This window comes from Mesorhizobium sp. M7A.F.Ca.MR.148.00.0.0 (assembly GCF_003997735.1).
In the GTDB taxonomy this organism is placed as follows: domain Bacteria; phylum Pseudomonadota; class Alphaproteobacteria; order Rhizobiales; family Rhizobiaceae; genus Mesorhizobium.
Genome location: NZ_RZTB01000012.1, coordinates 47,216 through 68,687 on the forward strand (window position 1 = coordinate 47,216; position 21,472 = coordinate 68,687).

A 21,472-nucleotide genomic window follows, 5' to 3' on the forward strand; every position below is an offset into this window, starting at 1 on the left:
TCAACCGATAAGGATCTTGGTATCGGAAATGAACTTGAACACCGGCACCGCCATGTTCTCAGGCGCCGGGCCTTGGCGGATGCGTCCGGCCGTGTCGTAGACCGAGCCGTGGCATGGGCAGAACCAGCCGCCGAAATCGCCTTCCTGGCCGAGCGGAATGCAGCCGAGATGGGTGCAGACCTGAACCATCACCATCCAGGCTTCCTTGCCGGGTGTGGTGCGGTTGGCGTCGGTCGCCGGTGCATCGGCCGGCAGATTGGCGTTGCGGGCGATCGGGTCCTTGAGATCGGCCAGCTTGACGGCCTCGCCGTCCTTCATTTCCTGTTCGGTGCGGTTGCGGACCACGACCGGCTTGCCGCGCCATTTGACGATCAGCGACATGCCCGGCGTCAGCGAGGCGACGTCGACTTCGACGGAAGCGAGCGCCAGCGTCGAGGCATCGGGGCGCATCTGGTCGATGAACGGCCACGCGAAGGCACCCGCGCCGACCACTGCGGCCATGCCGGTGGCGACGTAGAGAAAATCACGACGGTTGGGATCCTGGGTGTCGGTTGCGCTCACGGGTGCCTGATCCTTTCGCCTCTTCCGTGCCGGTGGCTGAGCCTTGTCCCCGCTCAATTACGCCAACCCGACAGCGCATGGCGAACAGGCTTGCGAATTCCTCCGGCATTTGGACTTCGGTTTATGCGTGAAGCCCGTTTTTGTCCAGACGGGTGAAGGCACAAGGGCAGATTGTCGCGGGGACAAAATCCGCCACCGCTCAACGCGACGCCGGATAGCCGCCAAACATCGCTAAACAACCGGGAAACAACCGCAAATCCGACGCCCCTGTTCGGCTCGACACAAGGCGCCAGCCGGGTCTATCCTTGCCATCATGGCACACGTCATAGACCGCGACACCTGGTCTGTTCGCTCCGACCATTGGAAGGGCGAATTGCAATGTGGCGCCTACGGCTCCAACTCCTGCCTGATCTTCAACTATTTGCCTGGCGTCGGCGGCGGCCCCCGCCTGCACACGCATCCCTACGCGGAGATCTTCATCATCCGCCAGGGCACCGGCCTGTTCACTGTCGGCGACCAGGAGATCGAGGCATCCGCCGGCCAGATCCTGATCGTGCCGCCCAACACGCCGCACAAATTCACCAATCTCGGCCCAGGCCCGCTGGAGACGACCGACATCCACGAGAACGGCAGCTTCATCACCGAATGGCTGGAGTGATCTCTATTTCGCGCCGAGCCTGGCCAGCACCGCTTTCGGGATGTTGTATTCACGAATGACGGCATCGTGCTTGCGCAAGCCGCACAGCTCGCGCTGGATGAAATAGCCATGCACCGCCTCGGCGGCATCCTTGAGCAGCCGGGGGCGCAGTTGCTCGTCGGCATTGTCGCGCAGCCTGGCCAGCGTTTCCTCTACCCGCTGGCCGGCGCGGCCAAGTGCTGCCGCCTTTTCCGCCAATATTTCATGGCCGAGCGCGTCGAAGGCGGCTTCAGCGGCCGAGGCGCCGGCAAGATGGGACGGCGGACGCAAGGACATTTCAGCCTCCTTTCCCGAAAATCATGCGGTGAGTGACGAATTCTTCGCCTTCCACGTGCGTAAATCCAAGCCGTGCGTAAAAACCAAAAGCCTCTTGCGGCGCGCGGGTGTTCAGCGCGGCGAAATGGTGACGTGCCCTGTCGATAACGGTTTCGATCAGCATCCGGCCAAGGCCGGCGCGACGGTGACGCGCACTGACGAACAGGTGCCGGACCCGGCCGTGGTCCCTGGCCTCGAAATAGGGATCGATGTTCAACCCGCACACGCCGGCGAGTTCCCTTCCATCCCAGGCTCCGTACAGCGCCTCGCCCCGTTTCAGGAACTTGTTGCGGCCACTTGCCCAGCCATCCGCCAGGCGCACCAGCATCCAGTAGCCTTCCTGCCGGCTCTCTTCCTTCAGCGTGTCGAAAGCCGGCATGGTCGGCCGGAGCCGCTTGAGCACGTAGCCGACCTCTGAGATGGCGCCTGTTGATCCACCCATGGAGCTACTCCGCCGGGCGTGTCTCTTCGAGCACGCTGTCCTCGTGATAGAGAAAACCGCCGGACTGCCGCTTCCACAGCCGCGCATAGAGCCCATCGAGTGCTACCAACTCGTCATGCATGCCCTGTTCGACGATGCGGCCGCCGTCGAGCACCACCAGTCGGTCGAGTGCCGCGATCGTCGACAGCCGGTGGGCGATGGCGATGACCGTCTTGTTTTCCATCAGCCGCATCAGATTCTCCTGGATCGCCGCCTCGATGTCGGAATCGAGTGCGGAGGTCGCTTCGTCGAGGATCAGGATCGGCGCATCCTTGAGAAACACGCGGGCGATCGCCACGCGCTGGCGCTGGCCGCCCGACAGTTTGACGCCGCGCTCGCCGACAAAGGCTTCGTAGCCGGCGCGGTCCCTGTTGTCGCGCAAGGTCAGGATGAACTCGTGCGCCTCGGCCTTTTTCGCCGCCGCGATCACCTCCGCATCGGTCGCATCTGGCATGCCGAGCTTGATGTTGTCGCGCAGTGAACGGTGGAACAGCGCCGTGTCCTGGCTGACGACGCCGATATTGGCGCGCAGCGAATTTTGCGTGACATCGGAGACGTCCTGGCCATCGATCATGATGGAGCCGCCCTCCAGATCGTAGAGCCGCAGGATCAGGTTCGCGAGCGTCGTCTTGCCGGCGCCCGACGGTCCGACCAGCCCGACCTTCTCGCCCGGCTTGACGACAAGGTCGATGCCGTTCAGCACGCCGAACCCTTTGCCGTAATGGAACTCGACGTTCTTCACCTCGATACGCCCGCCTGCCACCACAAGTTCCTTGGCGTCGGGGGCATCGGTGAGGCCGAGCGGCTGCGAAATCAGTGCCTTGGAATTTTCCAGCACGCCGAGGTTTCGCAAGATGCTGTTGAGCTGCATCATCAGCCGGCCGAGCAGCATGTTGAGCCGCAGCACCAGCGACAGCGTGAAGGCGACCGCGCCGACGGTGATCGAGCCCTCGACCCAGAGATAGACAGCAAAGCAGCCGATCGCCGTGATCATGATGCCCGACAGCGTCGTCAGCGCCATGCGCACGCCGGTCAGCCGGCGGGTGAACGGGCGCAATGCGTCGAGGTAGATGTCGAAACCGTTCCTGATGTAGCGGTCGTCGCCGTCGGCCGAGAACAGTTTCAGCGTCTGCACGTTGGAATAGGAATCGACGATGCGGCCGGTGATCATCGAGCCGGCCTCGGCGGTTTCCTCGGCATGCTTGCGGATTGCCGGCAAGTAGAGCTTGGCCAGCCAAGCGAAAGCGGAAATCCAGATCACCACCAGCACCGCCAGCCTGAGATCGAGGCCTGCGACCAGCGCCAGCGTCGTCACCGTGTAGACGATCATGAACCAGACGACTTCGATGAAGCTTTCCATCAGGTCGCCGGTGGCTTGCCCCGCCTGCCAGACCTTTGTCGCGATGCGGCCGGCGAAATCGTTCTGGAAAAAGGCGTAGGACTGGCGCGAGACATGCCGGTGTGCCTGCCAGCGCACCAGATTGTAGAAGCCCGGCGTGATGGTCTGTTCATCGACCAGCGCCGACAGGCCGACGACGACGGTGCGGATGACCAGCACCACCACGGCCATGAAAACCAGTTCAGGACCGGCGGCGGCCCACAGTGCGTGCCAGCTGCGCTCGGCGGGAAGCTGGTCGAGAATATCGACGAGCCGCCCGACGAAGTAGAACAGGCCGGCCTCGACCAGCGGCGCGATGCCGCCGATGACCAGCATGGCGAAGAAGGCGAACTTCGCCTGGCCGACATAGTGCCAGAGGAAACCGCCGACGCTGGTCGGTGGCCGAAGATTCGCTGGCTCCCTGAACGGATAGACCCAGTTCTCGAACCAGCGATAGACGGCAGTCATCATGCGGCGGCCATCATTCTGCGGCTTGCCCCTTTGCAAGTGCATCGTTGGCGGGGTCGGCGGGACCGCCCTCAAGCAGGAACCCGCCCGACTGGCGCTGCCAGAGCTGGGCGTAAAGCCCGCCTCGGGCGACGAGTTCCTCGTGCGAACCTTCCTCGATGACACGGCCTTTGTCCATCACCACCAGCCTGTCCATCGCCGCGATGGTTGAGAGCCGGTGCGCGATGGCGATGACGGTCTTGCCTTGCATGAGCTTGTAGAGGTTCTCCTGAATCGCCGCCTCGGCTTCGGAATCAAGCGCCGAGGTCGCTTCGTCAAGGATAAGTATTGGCGCATCCTTCAACATAACGCGAGCAATGGCGATGCGTTGACGCTGGCCGCCGGACAATTTGACCCCGCGGTCGCCGACATGGGCATCGAAGCCCTTCCGGCCACTGGCATCCGAAAGCCCTGATATGAAGTCCAGCGCCTCGGCGCGCCCCGCTGCCTCGACAAGCAGCTCTTCCGAGGCATCGGGCCGGCCATACAGGATGTTCTCGCGCACCGAACGATGCAGCAGCGAGGTGTCCTGCGTGACCATGCCGATCTGCGCACGCAGCGAATCCTGCTTCACACCGGCGATCTCCTGGCCATCGATCAGAATCCGGCCGGCTTCGAGGTCATAGAAGCGTAGCAACAGGTTGACCAGCGTCGACTTGCCGGCGCCGGAACGGCCGACGATGCCGACCTTTTCGCCCGGCTTCACCGCCAGTGACAAGCCTTCGATCACACCCTTCTGCTTGCCGTAGTGGAAGCGGATGTCCTCGAAGCGGATCTCACCCCTGGAAACGCTGATCTCCTTCGCGTCCGGCCTGTCCTCGACAAGGCGCGGCAGCGAGATCGAGGCGATGCCGTCCTGCACCGTGCCGATGTTCTCGAACAGGCCCGACATTTCCCACATGATCCATTGCGACATGCCCCACATCCTGAGCACAAGGCCGATGACCACGGCGACCGCGCCGATCGTCACTGCTTGCCCCAGCCACAGCCACAACGCCATCGCGGTGACAGAGAACAAGAGCAACGCATTCAGGATGTAAAGCGAGCCAAAAAGCACTGTCACCAGCCGCATCGACCGGTAGACCGTTTCGAGAAAGCCGGACATGCCGTCTTTGGCGAATGACGCTTCGCGGCGTGCATGGCTGAACAGCTTGACCGTCTGGATGTTGGAGTAGCTGTCGACGACCCGGCCCGTCATGATCGAGCGCGCATTGGCCTGTTCCTCGCCAACCTTGCCCAGCCGGGGAATGAAAAATCGCAGCAAAAGGATATAGCCGACCAGCCAGAAGCCGAGCGGCGCGGCCAGCCGCCAGTCGGCCGAGCCGACGATGAGCAGCATGCCGAGGAAATAGACGATAACGTAGTTCAGGACGTCGATCACCTTGATGACGCATTCGCGCACGGCGAGAGCCGTCTGCATCAGCTTTGTCGCGATGCGGCCGGCGAACTCGTCCTGGTAGAAACTCATCGACTGCTTGAGCAGATAGCGGTGCACCTGCCAGCGGATGCGCATGGGATAATTGCCCATCAGCGTCTGCTGGTTGAGAAACGAATGCAGCCATACCGTGCCCGGCAGCGCGAACAGCACGATGAAGGCCATGCCGGCGAGCTTCCAGGCTTCCGTCTGCAGGAAGGTTTCGCGATTCTGCCCCGACAGCCAGTCGACGATGCGGCCGAGGAAGCCGAACATCCATACTTCGGCGATCGCGATGGCCGTCACCAGCACCGCGTCGAAAAGGATATAGGGCCATGCGCCGCGCGTATAATGCAGGCAGAAGGCAACCAGCGTCTTGGGCGGCTCGACCGGTTCCGCTGCGGGGAACGGATCGAGCCTTTTTTCAAACCAGCTAAACAACAACATAGGTTATGCCTGTGAAATGTGTTTGCCGCTTACGCGGCACGTGAGCGTACGAAATCCCCGGAACCCATGGCGTCAAGGGCCGACGGTCTGGAATCACCCGGACCGTCGGCCCTGCTTCGCGCAATATAGGGGCTCGCGGGCTTTTCGCCGACAGCTGCGCCAGACGATCCTGACGACACGGTGCCGCCAGCCCGGTTTTTCGCGCCCGGCCGGATCAGCCGGATGATCCGGCGCACCAGCGAAGGCCGGCTCAGATCGGGAACCGCGCGCGAAAAATCGACATCCGGCAGCATGCCGCGATGCGGCCGGCGGCGAACCTCGGCGTGAACCGCCGACGAATAGGTGTCGCCGATCAGCAGCGCCCAGGTCGGCAGTCGGTGGATATGCAGGCTCCTCGAGCCAGGTATTCTGTAGGGATCGAACATCGGTCCGTCCTCCGTGTGAAAATCAGATAAAAAGGCGAAGCAATATCGTCCGCCGGCATTCGGCCGGAGGCACGCATTGCGTCGGTCTGGACATGACAAGCATCGGTCCGGACAGGCTCAGCTGGGGCGTTCAGCCCTTTTGACTTTTTGAAAAACATCGCAGGATTCCTTCGAGAGCCGAAAAATCGTTTCGGCGTGAATCGGTGCGATCAAGTCTTAGAGAGTCAGGAGAATCGTCGTACCGAAACCGCCGGCAGGCAGGTAAGCCCACGAGAGGGGCGCTGGATGTGCATGGTCATCATGAATTACCCCTCCATCGTTTCGGGTTGACAATGCTGGCCGTATAACCGACTTCGCAGAAAATGGCCACCCGCAGGTCCAGCAATTTCCAAAACCGCCAAGCCGCTGTGGCCGATCCGCCACTTATTAGAAGGACGCGGAAATGAACTGTCGTCTCCGCATCGCGCTCTACCAGCCTGACATTGCCGGCAACACCGGAACAATCCTACGCTTCGCCGCGTGCCTCGGACTTGGCGTCGACATCATCGAACCGGCCGGATTTCCGCTCTCCGACAAAGCGCTCAAGCGAGCCGGCATGGACTACCTCGAAATGGCTGCCCTGACCCGGCATGTCGACTGGCACGCCTTCGAGGAATGGCGCAAGGCTGGTTCGCGCCGGCTGGTGCTGCTGTCGACCAAAGCCACGACGGCCTACACCAGCTTCATCTTCGCCGAAGGCGACATACTCCTGTTCGGCCGGGAATCCGCAGGCGTGCCGGATCCTGTCCATCAGGCGGCGGATACGCGGCTGACCATCCCGATGCAGGGTACGGCGCGCAGCATCAACGTCGCGCTTTCCGTCGCCATGGTGGCGGGCGAAGCCGTCCGGCAACTCGGATAGAATCCACACCCCATCGACAACATCACCCCTATCGTCGACGACGACAGGGGTTTCTCCACTTATTCTCATCCAGGCGCACATCGCCTTCTCCTGCATTTGCCCAAACGATATTTTCTTCGCTACAAGCTCAACTTAACTTGAGGTCAAGCGGAAAGTGCGAAATGGCTGCTGTCACGGAATTAACGGTCGGCCAGGTCGCCATGCGCAGCGGTGTGGCGGTGTCGGCATTGCATTTCTATGAGGCCCGCGGCCTGATCCGCAGCCACCGTACGGCGGGAAACCAGCGCCGCTACGGCCGCGACGTGCTGCGGCGCGTGGCGATCATCAAGGTCGCGCAGGAGGTCGGCATCTCGCTGGCCGAGATCGGCACGGCCCTGGCGTCACTGCCCGAGGGTCGCACGCCAACGCGCGATGACTGGAACGTTTTGTCGACCGCCTGGCGCGACGGGCTCGATCACAAGATCGCCCAGTTGAAGAAACTGCGCGACGGGCTGACCGACTGCATCGGCTGCGGCTGCATGTCGATCGACAAATGCCCGCTGCGCAACAAGGGCGACCGGCTGGCGCGCGAGGGGACAGGGGCAAGGAGGCTGGTTGCTCCGCCTCTCTCGAGGAGATCCTAGTCAGCCGCTGGCAACCGCCTGATGGTGAACTCGATGAGGTCGCCCGGCCGCTCGAACCAGCTTTCGATCTCGGTCCAGTAGGCCTGCTTGGGAAAGCGCTCGAACCATTCCTTGGCCTTGAGCCGCGCATCGGAGCGCGGCAGCACGAAGGTCTCGCGCAGGAAACCGTCACGCGGCATACGCACGCGCTCGGCACGGCTTTGGTCGAGCCTTCTCTTCAGGCCATCCAGCGGCGGTCTTGCCGGGGTGCGCACGAAACAACTCCTTGCACCGTTATGACACTTGACCCTGTCCCCTAAGAGATTAGGGATCGCGCCCGGAAAAGACGAGTCTTTTGTCGACTCACGCCCCGCAACCGGAGACGGCACTTGGAACGACCTGAAATACCGGCGGGGCTGCCCGCCGACATCGAACAAAAGAAGATGAAGGCGCGCCTCTGGTTCGAGGCCCTGCGCGAACGCATCTGCGCCACTTTCGAGCAGATCGAGCAGGACCTTGGCGGGCCGCTGGCCTCGTGGTCGCCGGGCCGTTTCGAAAAGACGCCGTGGGAACGCGACGAGGGCCGTGGCGGCGGCGGTACCATGTCGATGATGCACGGCCGCGTCTTCGAAAAGGTCGGCGTCCACACTTCGACCGTCCATGGCGAGTTCTCGCCCGAATTCAGGAAGCAGATGCCCGGCGCCGAGGAAGACCCGCGCTTCTGGGCATCCGGCATTTCGCTGATCGCGCACCCGTGGAATCCCAACGTTCCGGCCGTGCACATGAACACGCGCATGGTGGTAACATCGCGCCAATGGTTCGGCGGCGGCGCCGATCTGACACCGGTGCTCGATCGCCGCCGCACCCAGGACGACCCTGATACCCTCGCCTTCCACCGCGCCATGCAATTCGCTTGCGAGAAGAATGCCGCGGTCGCCGATTACCCGAAATTCAAGGCCTGGTGCGACGAGTACTTCTATCTGTCGCACCGCAACGAGCCGCGCGGCACCGGCGGCATCTTCTTCGACTGGCTGCATTCGGGCGAGGACAAAGGCGGCTGGAATGCCGATTTCAACTTTGTCCAGGATGTCGGCCGCTCCTTTCTCGTCGTCTACGGTCACCTCGTGCGCGCCAACTTCAACGAGAACTGGACCGATGGCGACCGTGACGAACAGCTCATCCGCCGCGGCCGCTATGTCGAATTCAATCTGCTTCACGATCGCGGCACCATCTTCGGACTGAAGACCGGCGGCAATGTCGCGTCCATTCTCTCCAGCCTGCCGCCCGAGGTTCGCTGGCCGTAACAAAATGGTGAGCGCGGCGTGAGTCGCATTGATGTCCCATTCGCTCGAAATGGGCATGGAATGTGGCACACGGTGCGGCGCAAAATTTCTTTTTCGTCTAATAGGCCGTTGAAAAGACTGGCCTATTTGTGGGGCCGGGTCGGGAAGCGCCGGCGGTTCGCCTGCGCGCAATTCCAGGAAAGTGCGAAACGGCTTTCCGACCGGAATTGCGTCAGACAAAGCGAGCCGCGACCCGACGCGACCGGACGGCCCAGACGACGCGGGGCACCTCATTGAGAGGGATGCCCCACTTCCAGGAGTACTTCGCAATGCGCAAGATCATTGTTTCGGCCGCCGCCGCTGCCCTTCTCGCTTCCGGTTCGGTGGCATTCGCCGCCGTCAAGCACACCACCGGAACGATCAAGACCTTTGACGCAACGGCCATGAGTCTGGTCCTCGACGATGGATCGTCTTTTACGCTTCCCAAGACCTTCAAGGATCCTGGCCTGCAGGTCGGTGAAAAAGTCCGTGTCTCATGGGATATGAAGGGCAAGAACAAGGTCGCCGAGGCCGTCAAGGCCGCAAAATGATGGCTTGCCCGCCAGAGCAGGATGAGACGATGTCCGGTCCTGTTTCGGGGTAGTGTTAAGAGGGCGGAGCAGCGCTGCTCCGCCTTTTTGCCGTTGACCGCAACCAATGCCGCCCCATCTGTGTTATGCTTCTCACCCGCTCGCGGTCCGCGGATTAAACCCTGGAACTGGACCATGAGCCAAAAAAAGTACCGGAGCCTCGACCAGGCTTCACGGAGGAAAAGGAGAAATCTCATGAAGGAATTTCACTGCGGGTCGCTCGTGCCCGGCTGTGACTGGCACACGCGTGCCGACGAGGAGGCCGAGGTCATGCGCCGTGCCGTCGAGCACATGCGCGAGACGCATGGTGAGACGGTCATCCGCGAGACGATGATCGAGGCGATCCGCTCGCGCATCGAAAAGAGCCGCGACGCGGCCTGATCTACCCGGCGTTCAAAGCTTCGGCGGCGCGCTTGAGGAGCGCGTCGCGATCAGGGGTAAACCCGGCTTCGACCCATTCCGCCTCGAGATTCCTGAGGATTTCGCCGAGTTTCGGTCCTGGAGTTGCGCCGAGCGCCGTGAGATCGGCACCTTTCAGCGGAAACAACGGCTTTTCCCATTTGACGGCGAAGGCTAGCAGGCGCGAAAAGCCACCGGCTTCGAGCAGCGCCTCATTGTCCTCGACGGCGCGCACCCTGGTTGCCGCAAGCGACAGCCGCAGCCGGTCGACAAACCCCTGCCGGTCGCCGCGATAGAGCCTTTTCGCCAGTTCGCCCTCGGTCGTCTTCGGTTCGACGGCGGTGGCAAGCGCCCAGTGGCGCAGGCGATCCGCTTCGGCTGTCGAGAATTTGAGCCGCTCGGCGAGCGTCTTCATGCGATCGGCATCGGGCGGCACGATCGCTTCCAGTCTGAGCAGCGGGTCGGGTGCCCAGCCCAGATCCTTCCCGGCCTTGGCCAACCCATGGATGGCATCGATGCCCCATTTCTCGCTTTCCGGCAGCGCTGCGGTCAAGACGCCTGCCTGCCGCATCCAGAGCAGCGCCCGTGACGGATCGGGCGCCGACAAGAGCTTCTTCAGTTCCGACCAGATGCGCTCGGCCGAAAGCTGGGCCAGCCCTTCCTTAAGCCGGGCGCAGGCTTTCAGCCCTTCGGCGTCCGGCCGTCCATCGCCGTACCAGGCGAAGAAGCGGAAGAAGCGCAGGATGCGCAGATAATCCTCGCGGATACGCGCTTCCGGGTCGCCGATGAAGCGCAGCCGGCGTGCCTCGATGTCGGCAATGCCGCCGACCAGGTCGACAACCCTGCCGTCGGCCTCGGCATAGAGCGCATTGATGGTGAAGTCGCGCCGCTCGGCGTCAAGCTTCCAGTCGCGCCCGAACGACACTTTCGCGCGTCGCCCGTCGGTCTCGATATCGGCGCGCAAGGTGGTGATTTCATAAGGTTTTCCGCCGGCAACCACGGTGATTGTCCCATGTTCGATGCCGGTTGGCACCGCCTTGAACCCTTCCGCTTCGGCGCGGCGGAGGGTTTGCTGCGGCAGGCAGGTGGTGGCGATGTCGATGTCGGCGACGGGCTGGCCCATCAGCGTGTTGCGCACCGCGCCGCCGGCGACTCGCGCCTCTTCACCGCCTTCGGCCAGTGCGAACAGCAAGCGCTGCAGATGCTTGTCGCCGAGCCAATCGGCCCTGTCCGCGATCGAGACACTCACGCATAAAGCCTTTCATAAAGGGTACGGATGATGCCGGCGGTGACGCCCCAGATGCGCCGGTCGCCGTAAGGCATGTCGTAGAAGAACCATTCGAGATCGTTCCACATGCGGCTGTCGCGCTTGTGGTTGGCCGGGTCCATCAAGAAGCGCAGCGGCACTTCGAAAGCGGCGTCGACCTCGTCGGCGTTGAGCGTCAGTTGGAAACCGGGCCGCACGATGCCCAGCACCGGCGCGATGCGGTAGCCGCTGCCGGCCACATAGTCGGGCATGCGGCCAATGATCTCGATGCGGTCTCGGCCAAGCCCGATCTCCTCGAAAGTCTCGCGCAGCGCCGCCGCCTCAGGGCTCGGATCGGTCGGATCGATGGTGCCGCCGGGAAATGCCACCTGCCCCGAATGGCTGCGCAGCTTTTCGGCCCGTTTGGTCAGGAGAACCGTCGCATCGCCCTCATGATCGACCACCGGGATCAGCACCGCGGCATTGCGCAGCGCCTTGCCCTGGTCGAGGCGCGGATGGCCGGGGTTGAAGCGATGATCGCCATAATCGTCGCCGGCATGCGCATCCGGCTGCACGGCAAAACGCGCGCGAAAATCCACGGATGAAAACGGCGCCGGCGTCACCTGGTCCATCATGCGCTCAGCCGCTTCAACTGGGCCGCCGGCATGATCGGGAACACGGCGCCCTTGGAGCGCACCGCGAACATCGTCTCGCCGCCGATCTCGACCTCCTCGCCATGCCCGACCAGCTCATACATAACCGGCCGCGCCACCAGCGCCTCCAGACGGCCCCGCACCAGCACATAGGGCTTCAATCCGCCGGTCTCGTTCTCGTCGACAAAGCGCAGCGGCCGTTCCGGCCCGGCCTCGACGACATCGCCGACATTGGTGCGGAAGGTGATGGTCTGCGCTTCGCCGCTACCCGAAACGTCCATTTCGACGGCGATGAACGGCGCATCGGCAACGCGGATGCCGACCTTTTCCACCGGTGTCACCAGATAGGTCCTGCCATCGGCGTCCTTGCGCAGCACCGAGGAGAAAAGCTGCACCAGCGGCATGCGCCCGATCGGCGTGCCCAGATAGAACCAGGTGCCGTCGGACTTGATCTCCATGTCCAGATCGCCGCAGAAGTCGGGATTCCAGCGTTCGACGGGTGCCGCGCCCTTGCCGGCACGGGCGGCGCGCGAGATGAGCGCCTCGAGGCCACGCGCCTCGGTGGCATCCGTCAGGCTTTCTTCACGATGTCCCAAGGGTCCCGTCATGGTCACGAAATAGTCACTGTTGTTGCGCTTGTCAGCCTAAGTCTGTGATTTAAGTTTCGACATAGGCGCCACGCGAGGCCGAATCGCGGCAACTTATGGTATGGTGCAGCCGTTGTTCCAGCCATGGTATTCCAACCACAAGGATCGATGCGGCATGAGCGTGATGGTCAAGGAAAGCCCTATCAGCGAAAAGGACATGATCGCCGAGGCCGAAAAGGCGCTTGCCGACATCTCCCGGATCCGCGACGGGGTCGGCCGGGTCATCTTCGGACAGGAAAGCGTCGTCGAGCGTACTCTGGTGGCGCTGCTGGCCGGTGGCCATGCGCTTTTGGTCGGCGTGCCGGGCCTCGCCAAGACCAAGCTGGTCGAAACACTTGGCATCGTGCTCGGCCTCGATTCGCGTCGCATCCAGTTCACGCCGGACCTGATGCCGTCCGATATCCTCGGCTCCGAAGTGATGGAGCAGGACGAAACCGGCAAACGCTCCTTCCGCTTCATCTCCGGGCCGATCTTCGCCCAGTTGCTGATGGCCGACGAGATCAACCGCGCGTCGCCGCGTACCCAGTCGGCGCTGCTGCAGGCCATGCAGGAATACCACGTCACCATTGCCGGCGCCCGCCATGACCTGCCGGCGCCCTTCCACGTGCTGGCAACCCAAAACCCGCTGGAGCAGGAAGGCACCTATCCGTTGCCCGAGGCCCAGCTTGACCGCTTCCTGATGCAGGTGGATATCCTCTATCCCGAGATCGAGGCAGAGCGCCGCATCCTTCTGGAAACCACCGGCATCGAGGACGCGAAAGCGCAAAACGTGCTGCAGCCGGTGCGGCTGAAGGAGATCCAGACGCTGATCCGCCGCATGCCGGTGCCTGAAAGCGTCGTCGAGGCGATCCTGACGCTGGTGCGCTCGGCGCGTCCCGGCCAAGGCAATGCCGAGACCGACAAGAACGTCGCCTGGGGTCCCGGCCCGCGCGCCAGCCAGGCGCTGATGCTGTGCACAAGGGCGCGCGCGCTTTACGACGGACGGCTGGCGCCCTCGGTTGACGACGTCCGTGCGCTGGCCGAGCCGGTGCTGCAGCATCGTATGGCGCTGACCTTCGCCGCCCGCGCCGAAGGCACCGGCGTGCGTGACGTGGTGGCGAAACTCGTGAAAGGAATTTGATGCCGCGCATCGGCGAGGTCCAGGCTCCGGCAGCGACGCGCGACGCGCTCGCCCGTGGCCGGTTGCGAGCCTCGCTTGTGCCAGACCTGCTGGTCGAGGCGCGCCGCATCGTCAACACCGTGATCGCCGGCTGGCATGGCCGCCGCAAGCGCGGCATCGGTGAAAATTTCTGGCAGTTCCGGCCCTATGTCGAGGGAGATTCCTCGCGCATCGACTGGCGCCGCTCGGCCCGCGACGACCACACCTATGTGCGCGACCGCGAATGGGAAGCCGCCCATACGGTCTGGCTGTGGGCCGACCCCTCGCCGTCGATGCTCTACAAATCGACCGGCGCCAGCGTTTCCAAGCAATCGCGCGCACTGGTGCTGGCGCTGGCCATGGCCGAACTGTTGTCGCGCAGCGGCGAGCGCATCGCCTGGCCGGGCCTCACCGACCCGTTCACCGCCCGCAACGGCGCCGAACGCATCGCCGCCCAGTTGATGCATGCCGGCGATTTGCCGGCAAAACCCGACCTGTCCGACATCAGGCGCTTCTGCGACATCGTCATCGTCAGCGACTTCCTCGATCCGGTCGAAGAGACGATGGCCTGGCTCGACGTGCTGGCCCGCCACGGCGTGCGCGCGCACCTGATCGAGGTCGCGGACCCGGCCGAGGAGACCTTCCCCTATGCCGGCCGAACCGAGTTCACCGATCCCGAGACCGGCGACAAGCTGACCGCCGGCCGCGCCGAAATGCTGGGTGATGAGTATCGCCTGCTCTACGCCGCCCGCCGCCATGAACTGACGGCCTGGTGCAAACGGCTTGGCTGGAGCTTTACCGTCAACCACACCGATCGGCTCGCTTCCGACGCACTGGTGCGGCTGCACATGGCGATGACTGCTGACGGCCCCTCGGCCAGGCCGACCGCCGGCGGTCATGCAGGCATGATCGCCAGCGGCGATCAGCCAGGGCCGACCGACTTTGGCAGTCGTGCCGGCACGATCGCCGGTGGCGATCGGCCAGGAAAGGCTGGCGCATGAGTTGGCTGCCGCTTTCCTTTGGCGCCCCCATGGTGCTGTGGGGCCTGCTGGCACTGCCGGTGATCTGGTGGCTGCTCAGGCTGACGCCGCCCAAGCCGCAGACCGAAATCTTCCCGCCGCTGAAGATCCTGGCGCGCGTGCTGAAGCGCGAGGAGACGCCGCAGCAGAGCCCGTGGTGGCTGACGCTGCTCAGGCTCTTGATGGCGGCCCTCATCGTCGCGGCATTGGCCGACCCGGTCTTCAACCCGCGCGAAAAGCTGCCGGCCGAGGGAGCCGCCCTTGCCCTGGTCATCGACAATGACTGGGCAAGTGCCGCAGACTGGGGCAAACGCGTCGCCACCGCCGAGCGGCTGATCAACGATGCCGGCTCCAACGGCGTGCCGATCGTCATCGCCTTCACTGCCGAAAAGGCCAATGCCGAGATCGGCCCGTTCGATGCCGCCACCGCGCTTGACCGGCTGCGCGCCGCCAAGCCGCGGCCGATCCCGACCGACCGGCCCGCCATCTATGCCCGCGTCGCCGGCGTGCTGGAGACCTTGCCCGGGGCCAGCGTCGCCGTGCTTGCCGACGGCCTGGCGGCAAAGGGCGATGAAGCCGCGTTCAACACGCTTTTGTCGAAAAATGCCGCGCGTGTCGTCTGGGCAACCGCAGACAGGCTGTCGCTGACCGGCCTGACCGCCGCCGACAACCAGGTCGACGGCTTTGCACTGACCGCCATCCGCGCGCCGGGCGACCCTGCCCCTGCTCAGGTCACCGCCGGCGCCTTCGATGACAAGGGCCGCCGCATCGCCGATGCGACGCTGACCTTTTCGCCTGGCGAAACCACCGCCACCGGCACCATGGCGGTGCCGTTCGAGCTGCGCAACGACTTCGCTTCCATCGCGCTCGACGGCGAGCGGCAGGCTGGTGCGGTCCGCGTCCTCGACGAAAGCTCCAAGCGGCGGCGCGTCGGTCTATTGTCGCAGGCCGAGGCCGACCAGGCACAGCCGCTTTTGTCGCCGCTCTACTACATCAGGCGGGCGCTTCAGCCCTTCGCCGATCTGGTCGAACCCTCCAGCGCCGATCTTGCCGACGCCATCCCGCAGATTCTCGACCAGAAGCCCGCGATGATCGTCATGGCCGATATCGGCACCATTCCCGGACAGGTCCGGCAGAGACTTGTCGATTGGGTCGACAATGGCGGCACGCTGGTGCGTTTCGCCGGTTCGCGGCTGGCCACGGCGGGCGATGACGACGATTTGCTGCCGGTCCGCCTGCGCACCGGCGAGCGTTCGCTCGGCGGCGCGCTGTCATGGACGTCGCCGCAGCCTGTCACCGAATTCCCTAAGGCCGGCCCGTTCGCCGATCTGGCGCCGCCGACCGAGGTCACCGTCAGCAGGCAGGTGCTGGCCGAGCCGACACCCGATATCGTCGAGCGCACCTGGGCGGCCCTTGCCGACGGCACGCCGCTGGTCACCGGACTGAAGAAAGGCAAGGGCACGCTGGTGCTGTTCCACGTCACCCCTGAGGCAACCTGGTCGAACCTGCCGATCTCTGGCAGCTTCGTCGAGATGCTGCGCCGCATCGTGCAGCTGTCGCGCAACCAGGGCGCGGCCATCGCCAATGCCGAAGCCGCCGCGGCATCGCTGGCGCCCTATCGCATGATTGCAGCCGACGGCTCGCTGGTGCCGCCGACGCCGGATGCACGGCCGCTGGTGCCGGGCGCCGGCGCGCTGCCGGTGACTTTTGAAAACCCGCCCGGTCTCTATGGTTCCGAGACGGGTGTATTTGCCCATAATTTGCTTGAAGCCGACAGCACGCTGGCCCCGCTGGCGCGCCCGCAAATCACTGTTCCCATCACCTCGATCCAGTATGCCTTTGACGAATCGCGCAATTTGAAGGGCGCGCTGGTGGCGGCCGCCCTGGTGCTGATGCTACTCGACACGCTGGCGGTATTCTGGATGGGCGGCCTGTTTTCACGCCGGCCGCGCCGCGCCGGTGCGGTGGCAACCACCGCCGCCATCCTGATTGCGCTGGGTAGCTTGTTCGGTCATGCCGACCTTGCCCGCGCCGACGACGCCAAGCCGGGTGACGAAATTGCCATCGAGGCGATTTCGAAGACCCGCATCGCCTATGTGCTGACCGGCGTGCCGGGCGACGATTCGATCAGCCGCGCCGGGCTCGAGGGCCTGACGCGCTTTCTGGTCGAGAAGACGGCGCTGGAACCGGGCGAGCCGGCTGGCGTCGACATTTCGAGGGACGAGTTGTCGTTCTATCCGCTGATCTACTGGCCGATCGATCCGGCCGCACCGATGCCCAGCCAGGCAGCGATCGCCCGCGTCGACGCCTATATGCAGCAAGGCGGCACGGTGCTGTTCGACACCCGCGACCAATTCGCCAACGGCATCGGCGCCGATTCGACCAGCCCGGCGACGGAGCGGCTGCGCGACATCCTCGGCAACCTCAACGTGCCGCCGCTGGAACCGGTACCGTCCGACCACGTGCTGACCAAATCCTTCTTCATCCTACCCGAATTCCCCGGCCGCTTCGCCGGCAGCCCGCTCTGGGTCGAGGCCTCGCTCGACGCCAGCAACGCCGAGAACCGGCCGGTGCGTACCGGCGATGGCGTCTCGCCGATCATGATCACCGCCAATGATTTCGCTGGCGCCTGGGCGGTCGACGAGAACGGCGATGCGCTGCTGCCGACTGTGCCGGCAGACCCGATGCAGCGCATCTACGCGCTGCGCGCCGGCGTCAACATCATGATGTACATGCTGACCGGCAACTACAAATCCGACCAGGTGCACGTGCCCATACTGCTCGAACGGCTGGGGCAGTAGAATGAGTTTGTTTGGTGCCCTCCGGTCGCGGATAAACCCTCCCCAAAAAGAGGAGGGTAAGGAATGAATTGGTCGATCTCCTTCGAACCGCTGATCTCCTGGCCACTGCTGGCCTTGGCGCTGGTGCCGCTGGCGCTGCTTGCGCTGGTCGGCTTGTGGTTTCGCCAGCGCGGTTCGGTCTTCCGCTTCATCGCCCTTGTGGCGCTCGCCGCCGCTTTGTTCAACCCGGTGTTCCTCAACGAGGAGCGTGAGCCACTGAAAAGCGTTGTCGCCCTCGTCGTCGACCGCAGCCAGAGCCAGGATATCGGCGACCGCACCAAGCAGACCGACGAGGCGTTGGCCGGGCTGCAGCAGCGGCTTGGCCGCTTCAAGCAGTTCGACGTGCGCGTCGTCGAAGCCGGCAAATCCGAGGCCGCCGAGGAGCGCACCGAGACACGGCTGTTCGGCGCGCTTGAAGGCGCCTTCCGCGACGTGCCGCCGTCACGCATCGGCGGCGCCATCATGATCACCGATGGCGAGGTCCATGACGCGCCCCCCGGTGCGCCCGATTTCAACGCCCCGCTGCATGCTTTGATCACCGGCAACGACCACGAAAAGGACCGCCGCATCCGCTTCGAGAACGCGCCGCGCTTCGGCCTCGTCGGCAAGCCCCTCGACATGACCTACCGTGTCATCTCGACCGAAAACGAGACCGGCCCGGTCGATGTGCGCGTTTCGGTCAATGGCGAACAGGTCGCGGTCGAGCACGCCACCGTTGGCCAGGCGATGCCGCTGCAGGTGACCATTCCGGGTGCCGGGCGCAACATCGTCGAACTCGCCATCGATCGCGAACCGGGCGAACTGACCGACACCAACAACCGCGCCATCGCGCTCATCGACGGCATTCGCGAGAACTTGCGCGTGCTGCTCGTCTCCGGCGAGCCGCATGCCGGCGAACGCACCTGGCGCAACCTGCTGAAATCCGACGCCTCGGTCGATCTCGTCCATTTCACCATCCTGCGGCCGCCGGAAAAGCAGGACGGCACGCCGATCAACGAATTGTCGCTGATCGCCTTCCCGACCCGCGAACTGTTCGTCGAGAAGATCAAGGATTTCGACCTCATCATTTTCGACCGCTACCAGCACCGCGACGTGCTGCCGATCCTCTATTACGACTACATCTCCGAATATGTCGAAAAGGGCGGCGCGCTGCTGATCGCGGCCGGCCCCGAATATGCCGGCGAAAGCTCGATCGCGCGTACGCCGCTGATGTCCGCCCTGCCGGCGATGCCGACCGGCGAGGTGGTCGACAAGGCCTTCTATCCGCGCCTCACCGAACTCGGCCAGCGCCACCCGGTGACGCGTGGGCTGGATGGCTCTGCCACCGAGCCGCCGCACTGGAGCCGCTGGTTCCGCACCATCGGCGTGCAGAATCCCGAAGGCGCAGTGGTGATGAAGGGCGCCGACAACCGGCCGCTGCTGTTGCTCGACCGTAAGGGCGAAGGCCGCGTCGGCATGCTGCTGTCCGATCAGGGCTGGCTGTGGGCGCGCGGCTTCGAGGGCGGCGGCCCGCATGTCCAGCTCTACCGGCGCATCGCCCACTGGCTGATGAAGGAGCCTGAGCTCGAGGAAGAGCGGCTGACCGCCGACGGCCGCGGCATGGTGCTGGAAATCCGCCGCCAGACGATGGCCGACGATCCCGGCCCCGCGCAGATCATCACCCCATCCGGCAAGACCTTGACCGTCAAGCTCGAGAAATCCGAGCCCGGCGTCTTCCTCGGCAGCGTCGAGACCAGCGAGATCGGCCTCTATCAGGTCGCCAATGGCGACCTCACCGCGCTCGCCCATGTCGGGCCGGTCAACGCCCCGGAATTCGCCGACGTCATTTCCACCGAAAGCCGGCTGAAGGCGCCGGCTGAAGCCACCGGCGGCAGCGTGCGCCGGCTGGCGTCGTCCACAGCCCTTGGCAGCGACGTGACGCTGCCTTCCATCGTGCCTGTGCGCTCGGCTGGTGCCGCGTCCGGCAACGACTGGATCGGACTGCGCACCACGGACGACAGCGTGCTCAAGGCCGTCTCGCGCGTGCCGCTGTTCGGCGGCTTCCTCGGCCTCGGCCTGCTGCTTCTGGCAATGGGTTCGATGTGGTACCGCGAAGGACGGTAGAGCTACTCTTCCGGCTCCGTCGTGAACATCAGCGGATAGCCCTTGGCCTTGCCGGCATCGGTGGCGCGCGTCGCCTTGGTCTCGGCGACATCCCTGGTGAACACGGCGACGACGCAGACGCCGCGACGATGCGCGGTGATCATCACCCGATGCGCCTGGTCTTCGCTGAGTTTGAACTCACCCTTCAGCACCGTCACGACGAATTCGCGCGGCGTGAAATCGTCATTGATGAGGATGACCTTGTAGAGCTTTGGCCGTTCGACCTGCGGCTTGACCTGGACGCGCGGTTTTGTGGTGATTTCAGGCATTGGAACCGACAGTTAGAGCAATTCCAGGAAAAGTGTAAAACGGTTTTCCGCCCGGAATTGCGTCAAGACAAAGGATCAGAACGGTTCGCCGTTTCCACGAAACGGTGAATTGCTCTGGCGTAGCAACCCTGCCGCCATTCTGGCACCAGCGAAAGCGGTCGTCCGTTTTGGTCGACGCACGAAAACCAGTGTCCGCCGACGCGGCCATTCACAATCATGTGGGAAAGTGTCGGTTGCCGTTCAACGGCCCTGGCGGCCGAACATGCGACGGCTGGGAATCTGCCGCGCGGTCGTGGCGGGCCGGATATCGGGGTGAAAGCGGTTTCCACCCGCATCCGCCCGGCGTTCCAGCCAGACCGTGATCGGCCACGCGGCGACGCAGATCAACGTCGCGCCTGTCAGCACGATCAGCAGCCAGGTCTGTGCCGGCGTGATGTAGTCCCAGTTGGTGGAAATCGCCGGCGCGAACAGCGAAGGCTCGGTGCGTCCGGTGGCCGGATCGGGCACCGGGCTGGCGGTGAACAGGATCAGCACCCTGGCGACGCCGGTGGCAACCAGGCCGCCGATCACCATCGAGCGCAAAATGGACGAAAGCCGCTTCTTCATGCGGATTGTCCTACACGGCCGGCGTTGCAAACGGGTTAAGTGTCAGTCGAGGCGGAAGCTGCCGGTGCCAGACTTCGTCAGGGCTTCAGTGGCTCGGACAGGAAGAAGGACGCTCCAGCCGAAACCAGCTGGAGCGTCCTTAGCCAACAGGCCGGCATTTTGTGCCGGACCTGATTACGTCTTCGGGGCGTCCTTCTTGACGGCCTTCTCGGCAGCCTTCTTGTGCTTCTTGACGGTCTTCTTGACGACCTTCTTCGGAGCAGCCTTGGCCGGAGCGGCAGTCGCCGGAGCTGTGGTCGTCGAAGCAGCCGGAGCAGCGGTCGTGGTGGCGGCGGCGTTGCCGAGAGCCGGCATCGCGAAAGCCAGAGCGAGGGCGAGACCGGTGGCGGAGAGGATGGACTTTTTCATGGCTTCGTTTCCTTTTTATGCGGGTCAAGTTTCTGAGTGTTACTGAACCGGGTCGTTCGGCGTCACTCCAAGCAGCTTCAAAGCATTGGCGAGCATCCGGATGCCCTGCGCCTGTTTCTTGGCGGCGCAGTACCGGTTGCCCTTTCTCTGAAGTGCCTTTGCCGCGGTGACCTGCGTTGCCGTGGCGTGGGTTTCGAGGGCTTCATCAAATTGGTGGCTGAGATTGGCGCACCGTTCGCTCCGGGTTGTGAGCGTCACCTTTGCGTCCGATTGTCCGACAGCGGCAGTGACCAGGCAGAAGCCCAGCAACGCACCCAACAAACTGATCGACAACCTTGGCATCGGTTTATCCGTAAACCCGGAGACTAGCGTCGCAGCCGATGACCTGACCGCCACGAGACCAGTTATGCCCTTGAAATTTTTCAGGAGTTTTTCTGAACTGTAGAATTTTGTTTCTGGATTGTG

At 63.9% G+C, this 21,472-nt stretch carries 24 protein-coding genes; 10 read left to right on the forward strand and 14 right to left on the reverse strand.

Going from position 1 to position 21,472, the window contains the following annotated elements:
• The gene (petA, locus tag EOB49_RS07080; protein ID WP_127270959.1) at positions 1-561 is read right to left on the reverse strand and encodes a ubiquinol-cytochrome c reductase iron-sulfur subunit; all 561 of its coding nucleotides are present in this window, start codon (positions 559-561) and stop codon (positions 1-3) included.
• 313 nt (positions 562-874) lie between these two features.
• On the opposite strand from petA, the gene EOB49_RS07085 reads away from it, so the two are divergent.
• Entirely contained in the window at positions 875-1,219 is a 345-nt protein-coding gene (locus tag EOB49_RS07085; RefSeq protein ID WP_127270961.1) for a cupin domain-containing protein, read from the forward strand.
• Between the two features lie 3 nt (positions 1,220-1,222).
• On the opposite strand, the gene EOB49_RS07090 is transcribed toward EOB49_RS07085, so the two are convergent.
• Genes EOB49_RS07090 through EOB49_RS07110 form a run of 5 tightly spaced genes read right to left on the reverse strand, consistent with a single transcriptional unit; the run spans position 1,223 to position 6,225 of the window.
• Positions 1,223-1,534, reverse strand: coding sequence for a DUF6665 family protein (locus EOB49_RS07090; RefSeq protein WP_127322756.1), 312 nt, complete (start codon positions 1,532-1,534; stop codon positions 1,223-1,225).
• A gap of 1 nt (position 1,535) precedes the next feature.
• On the reverse strand, positions 1,536-2,015 hold the full coding sequence (locus EOB49_RS07095) for a GNAT family N-acetyltransferase (RefSeq protein ID WP_127380578.1): 480 nt from the start codon (positions 2,013-2,015) through the stop codon (positions 1,536-1,538).
• A gap of 4 nt (positions 2,016-2,019) precedes the next feature.
• Positions 2,020-3,903, reverse strand: a complete 1,884-nt coding sequence (locus EOB49_RS07100) for an ABC transporter ATP-binding protein (protein WP_127380579.1) — start codon at positions 3,901-3,903, stop codon at positions 2,020-2,022.
• Positions 3,904-3,913: 10 nt separating this feature from the next.
• On the reverse strand, positions 3,914-5,800 hold the full coding sequence (locus EOB49_RS07105) for an ABC transporter ATP-binding protein (protein WP_127380580.1): 1,887 nt from the start codon (positions 5,798-5,800) through the stop codon (positions 3,914-3,916).
• Positions 5,801-5,829: 29 nt separating this feature from the next.
• A complete protein-coding gene (locus EOB49_RS07110; RefSeq protein WP_127326784.1) occupies positions 5,830-6,225 on the reverse strand; it encodes a hypothetical protein in 396 nt (131 codons plus the stop codon).
• Between the two features lie 442 nt (positions 6,226-6,667).
• On the opposite strand from EOB49_RS07110, the gene EOB49_RS07115 reads away from it, so the two are divergent.
• Together EOB49_RS07115 and soxR are read left to right on the forward strand one after the other, a co-directional pair.
• Positions 6,668-7,126: a tRNA (cytidine(34)-2'-O)-methyltransferase gene (locus EOB49_RS07115; protein WP_127320593.1), complete on the forward strand. Its 459-nt coding sequence runs from the start codon at positions 6,668-6,670 to the stop codon at positions 7,124-7,126.
• A 161-nt stretch (positions 7,127-7,287) separates the two neighbouring features.
• Positions 7,288-7,749 carry a redox-sensitive transcriptional activator SoxR gene (gene soxR / locus EOB49_RS07120; protein WP_127380581.1) on the forward strand — a complete coding sequence of 154 codons (462 nt, stop codon included), beginning with the start codon at positions 7,288-7,290 and terminating at the stop codon, positions 7,747-7,749.
• Here soxR and EOB49_RS07125 read toward each other — a convergent pair.
• A complete protein-coding gene (locus EOB49_RS07125; protein ID WP_127269425.1) occupies positions 7,746-8,003 on the reverse strand; it encodes a hypothetical protein in 258 nt (85 codons plus the stop codon). The two genes, soxR and EOB49_RS07125, sit on opposite strands and share 4 nt — an antisense overlap.
• 114 nt (positions 8,004-8,117) lie before the next feature.
• Between EOB49_RS07125 and hemF the strand changes: the two genes are divergently transcribed.
• The 3 genes from hemF (at position 8,118) to EOB49_RS07140 (ending at position 10,021) form a co-directional block, all read left to right on the forward strand.
• On the forward strand, positions 8,118-9,032 hold the full coding sequence (hemF, locus tag EOB49_RS07130; protein WP_127380582.1) for an oxygen-dependent coproporphyrinogen oxidase: 915 nt from the start codon (positions 8,118-8,120) through the stop codon (positions 9,030-9,032).
• Positions 9,033-9,340: 308 nt separating this feature from the next.
• Complete coding sequence (locus tag EOB49_RS07135; protein ID WP_127269427.1) at positions 9,341-9,601, forward strand: DUF1344 domain-containing protein; 261 nt, start codon at positions 9,341-9,343, stop codon at positions 9,599-9,601.
• Between the two features lie 234 nt (positions 9,602-9,835).
• Positions 9,836-10,021, forward strand: a complete 186-nt coding sequence (locus EOB49_RS07140; RefSeq protein ID WP_127269428.1) for a DUF1059 domain-containing protein — start codon at positions 9,836-9,838, stop codon at positions 10,019-10,021.
• Between the two features lies 1 nt (position 10,022).
• Here the strand turns inward: EOB49_RS07140 and EOB49_RS07145 are convergent, their stop codons facing one another.
• From EOB49_RS07145 to EOB49_RS07155, 3 genes are read right to left on the reverse strand one after another with little or no spacing between them, the layout of a single operon-like run.
• Positions 10,023-11,288: a CCA tRNA nucleotidyltransferase gene (locus tag EOB49_RS07145; RefSeq protein WP_127380583.1), complete on the reverse strand. Its 1,266-nt coding sequence runs from the start codon at positions 11,286-11,288 to the stop codon at positions 10,023-10,025.
• Positions 11,285-11,917, reverse strand: a complete 633-nt coding sequence (locus tag EOB49_RS07150) for a CoA pyrophosphatase (protein ID WP_127320584.1) — start codon at positions 11,915-11,917, stop codon at positions 11,285-11,287. Before EOB49_RS07150 ends, EOB49_RS07145 begins: the two co-directional genes overlap by 4 nt.
• Complete coding sequence (locus EOB49_RS07155) at positions 11,917-12,546, reverse strand: DUF1285 domain-containing protein (protein ID WP_127380606.1); 630 nt, start codon at positions 12,544-12,546, stop codon at positions 11,917-11,919. The genes EOB49_RS07150 and EOB49_RS07155 overlap by 1 nt, the downstream gene beginning before the upstream one ends.
• A gap of 154 nt (positions 12,547-12,700) precedes the next feature.
• Between EOB49_RS07155 and EOB49_RS07160 the strand changes: the two genes are divergently transcribed.
• The 4 genes from EOB49_RS07160 (at position 12,701) to EOB49_RS07175 (ending at position 19,685) form a co-directional block, all read left to right on the forward strand.
• Entirely contained in the window at positions 12,701-13,705 is a 1,005-nt protein-coding gene (locus tag EOB49_RS07160; protein ID WP_127271985.1) for a MoxR family ATPase, read from the forward strand.
• Entirely contained in the window at positions 13,705-14,724 is a 1,020-nt protein-coding gene (locus EOB49_RS07165) for a DUF58 domain-containing protein (protein WP_127380584.1), read from the forward strand. The genes EOB49_RS07160 and EOB49_RS07165 overlap by 1 nt, the downstream gene beginning before the upstream one ends.
• Positions 14,721-17,543 carry a DUF4159 domain-containing protein gene (locus EOB49_RS07170; protein WP_127380585.1) on the forward strand — a complete coding sequence of 941 codons (2,823 nt, stop codon included), beginning with the start codon at positions 14,721-14,723 and terminating at the stop codon, positions 17,541-17,543. Before EOB49_RS07165 ends, EOB49_RS07170 begins: the two co-directional genes overlap by 4 nt.
• Positions 17,544-17,606: 63 nt before the next feature.
• A complete protein-coding gene (locus EOB49_RS07175; RefSeq protein ID WP_127380586.1) occupies positions 17,607-19,685 on the forward strand; it encodes a hypothetical protein in 2,079 nt (692 codons plus the stop codon).
• A gap of 2 nt (positions 19,686-19,687) precedes the next feature.
• Here the strand turns inward: EOB49_RS07175 and clpS are convergent, their stop codons facing one another.
• The 4 genes from clpS to EOB49_RS07195 form a co-directional block, all read right to left on the reverse strand.
• Positions 19,688-19,993 (reverse strand): ATP-dependent Clp protease adapter ClpS, encoded by a 306-nt coding sequence (gene clpS, locus EOB49_RS07180; RefSeq protein WP_023809857.1) that lies wholly within the window; start codon positions 19,991-19,993, stop codon positions 19,688-19,690.
• A 240-nt stretch (positions 19,994-20,233) separates the two neighbouring features.
• On the reverse strand, positions 20,234-20,599 hold the full coding sequence (locus EOB49_RS07185) for a hypothetical protein (protein WP_127266561.1): 366 nt from the start codon (positions 20,597-20,599) through the stop codon (positions 20,234-20,236).
• Between the two features lie 174 nt (positions 20,600-20,773).
• Positions 20,774-21,007 (reverse strand): hypothetical protein, encoded by a 234-nt coding sequence (locus EOB49_RS07190; RefSeq protein WP_127380587.1) that lies wholly within the window; start codon positions 21,005-21,007, stop codon positions 20,774-20,776.
• 39 nt (positions 21,008-21,046) lie between these two features.
• Positions 21,047-21,349, reverse strand: coding sequence for a hypothetical protein (locus tag EOB49_RS07195; RefSeq protein ID WP_127266560.1), 303 nt, complete (start codon positions 21,347-21,349; stop codon positions 21,047-21,049).
• Positions 21,350-21,472 lie beyond the last annotated feature (123 nt).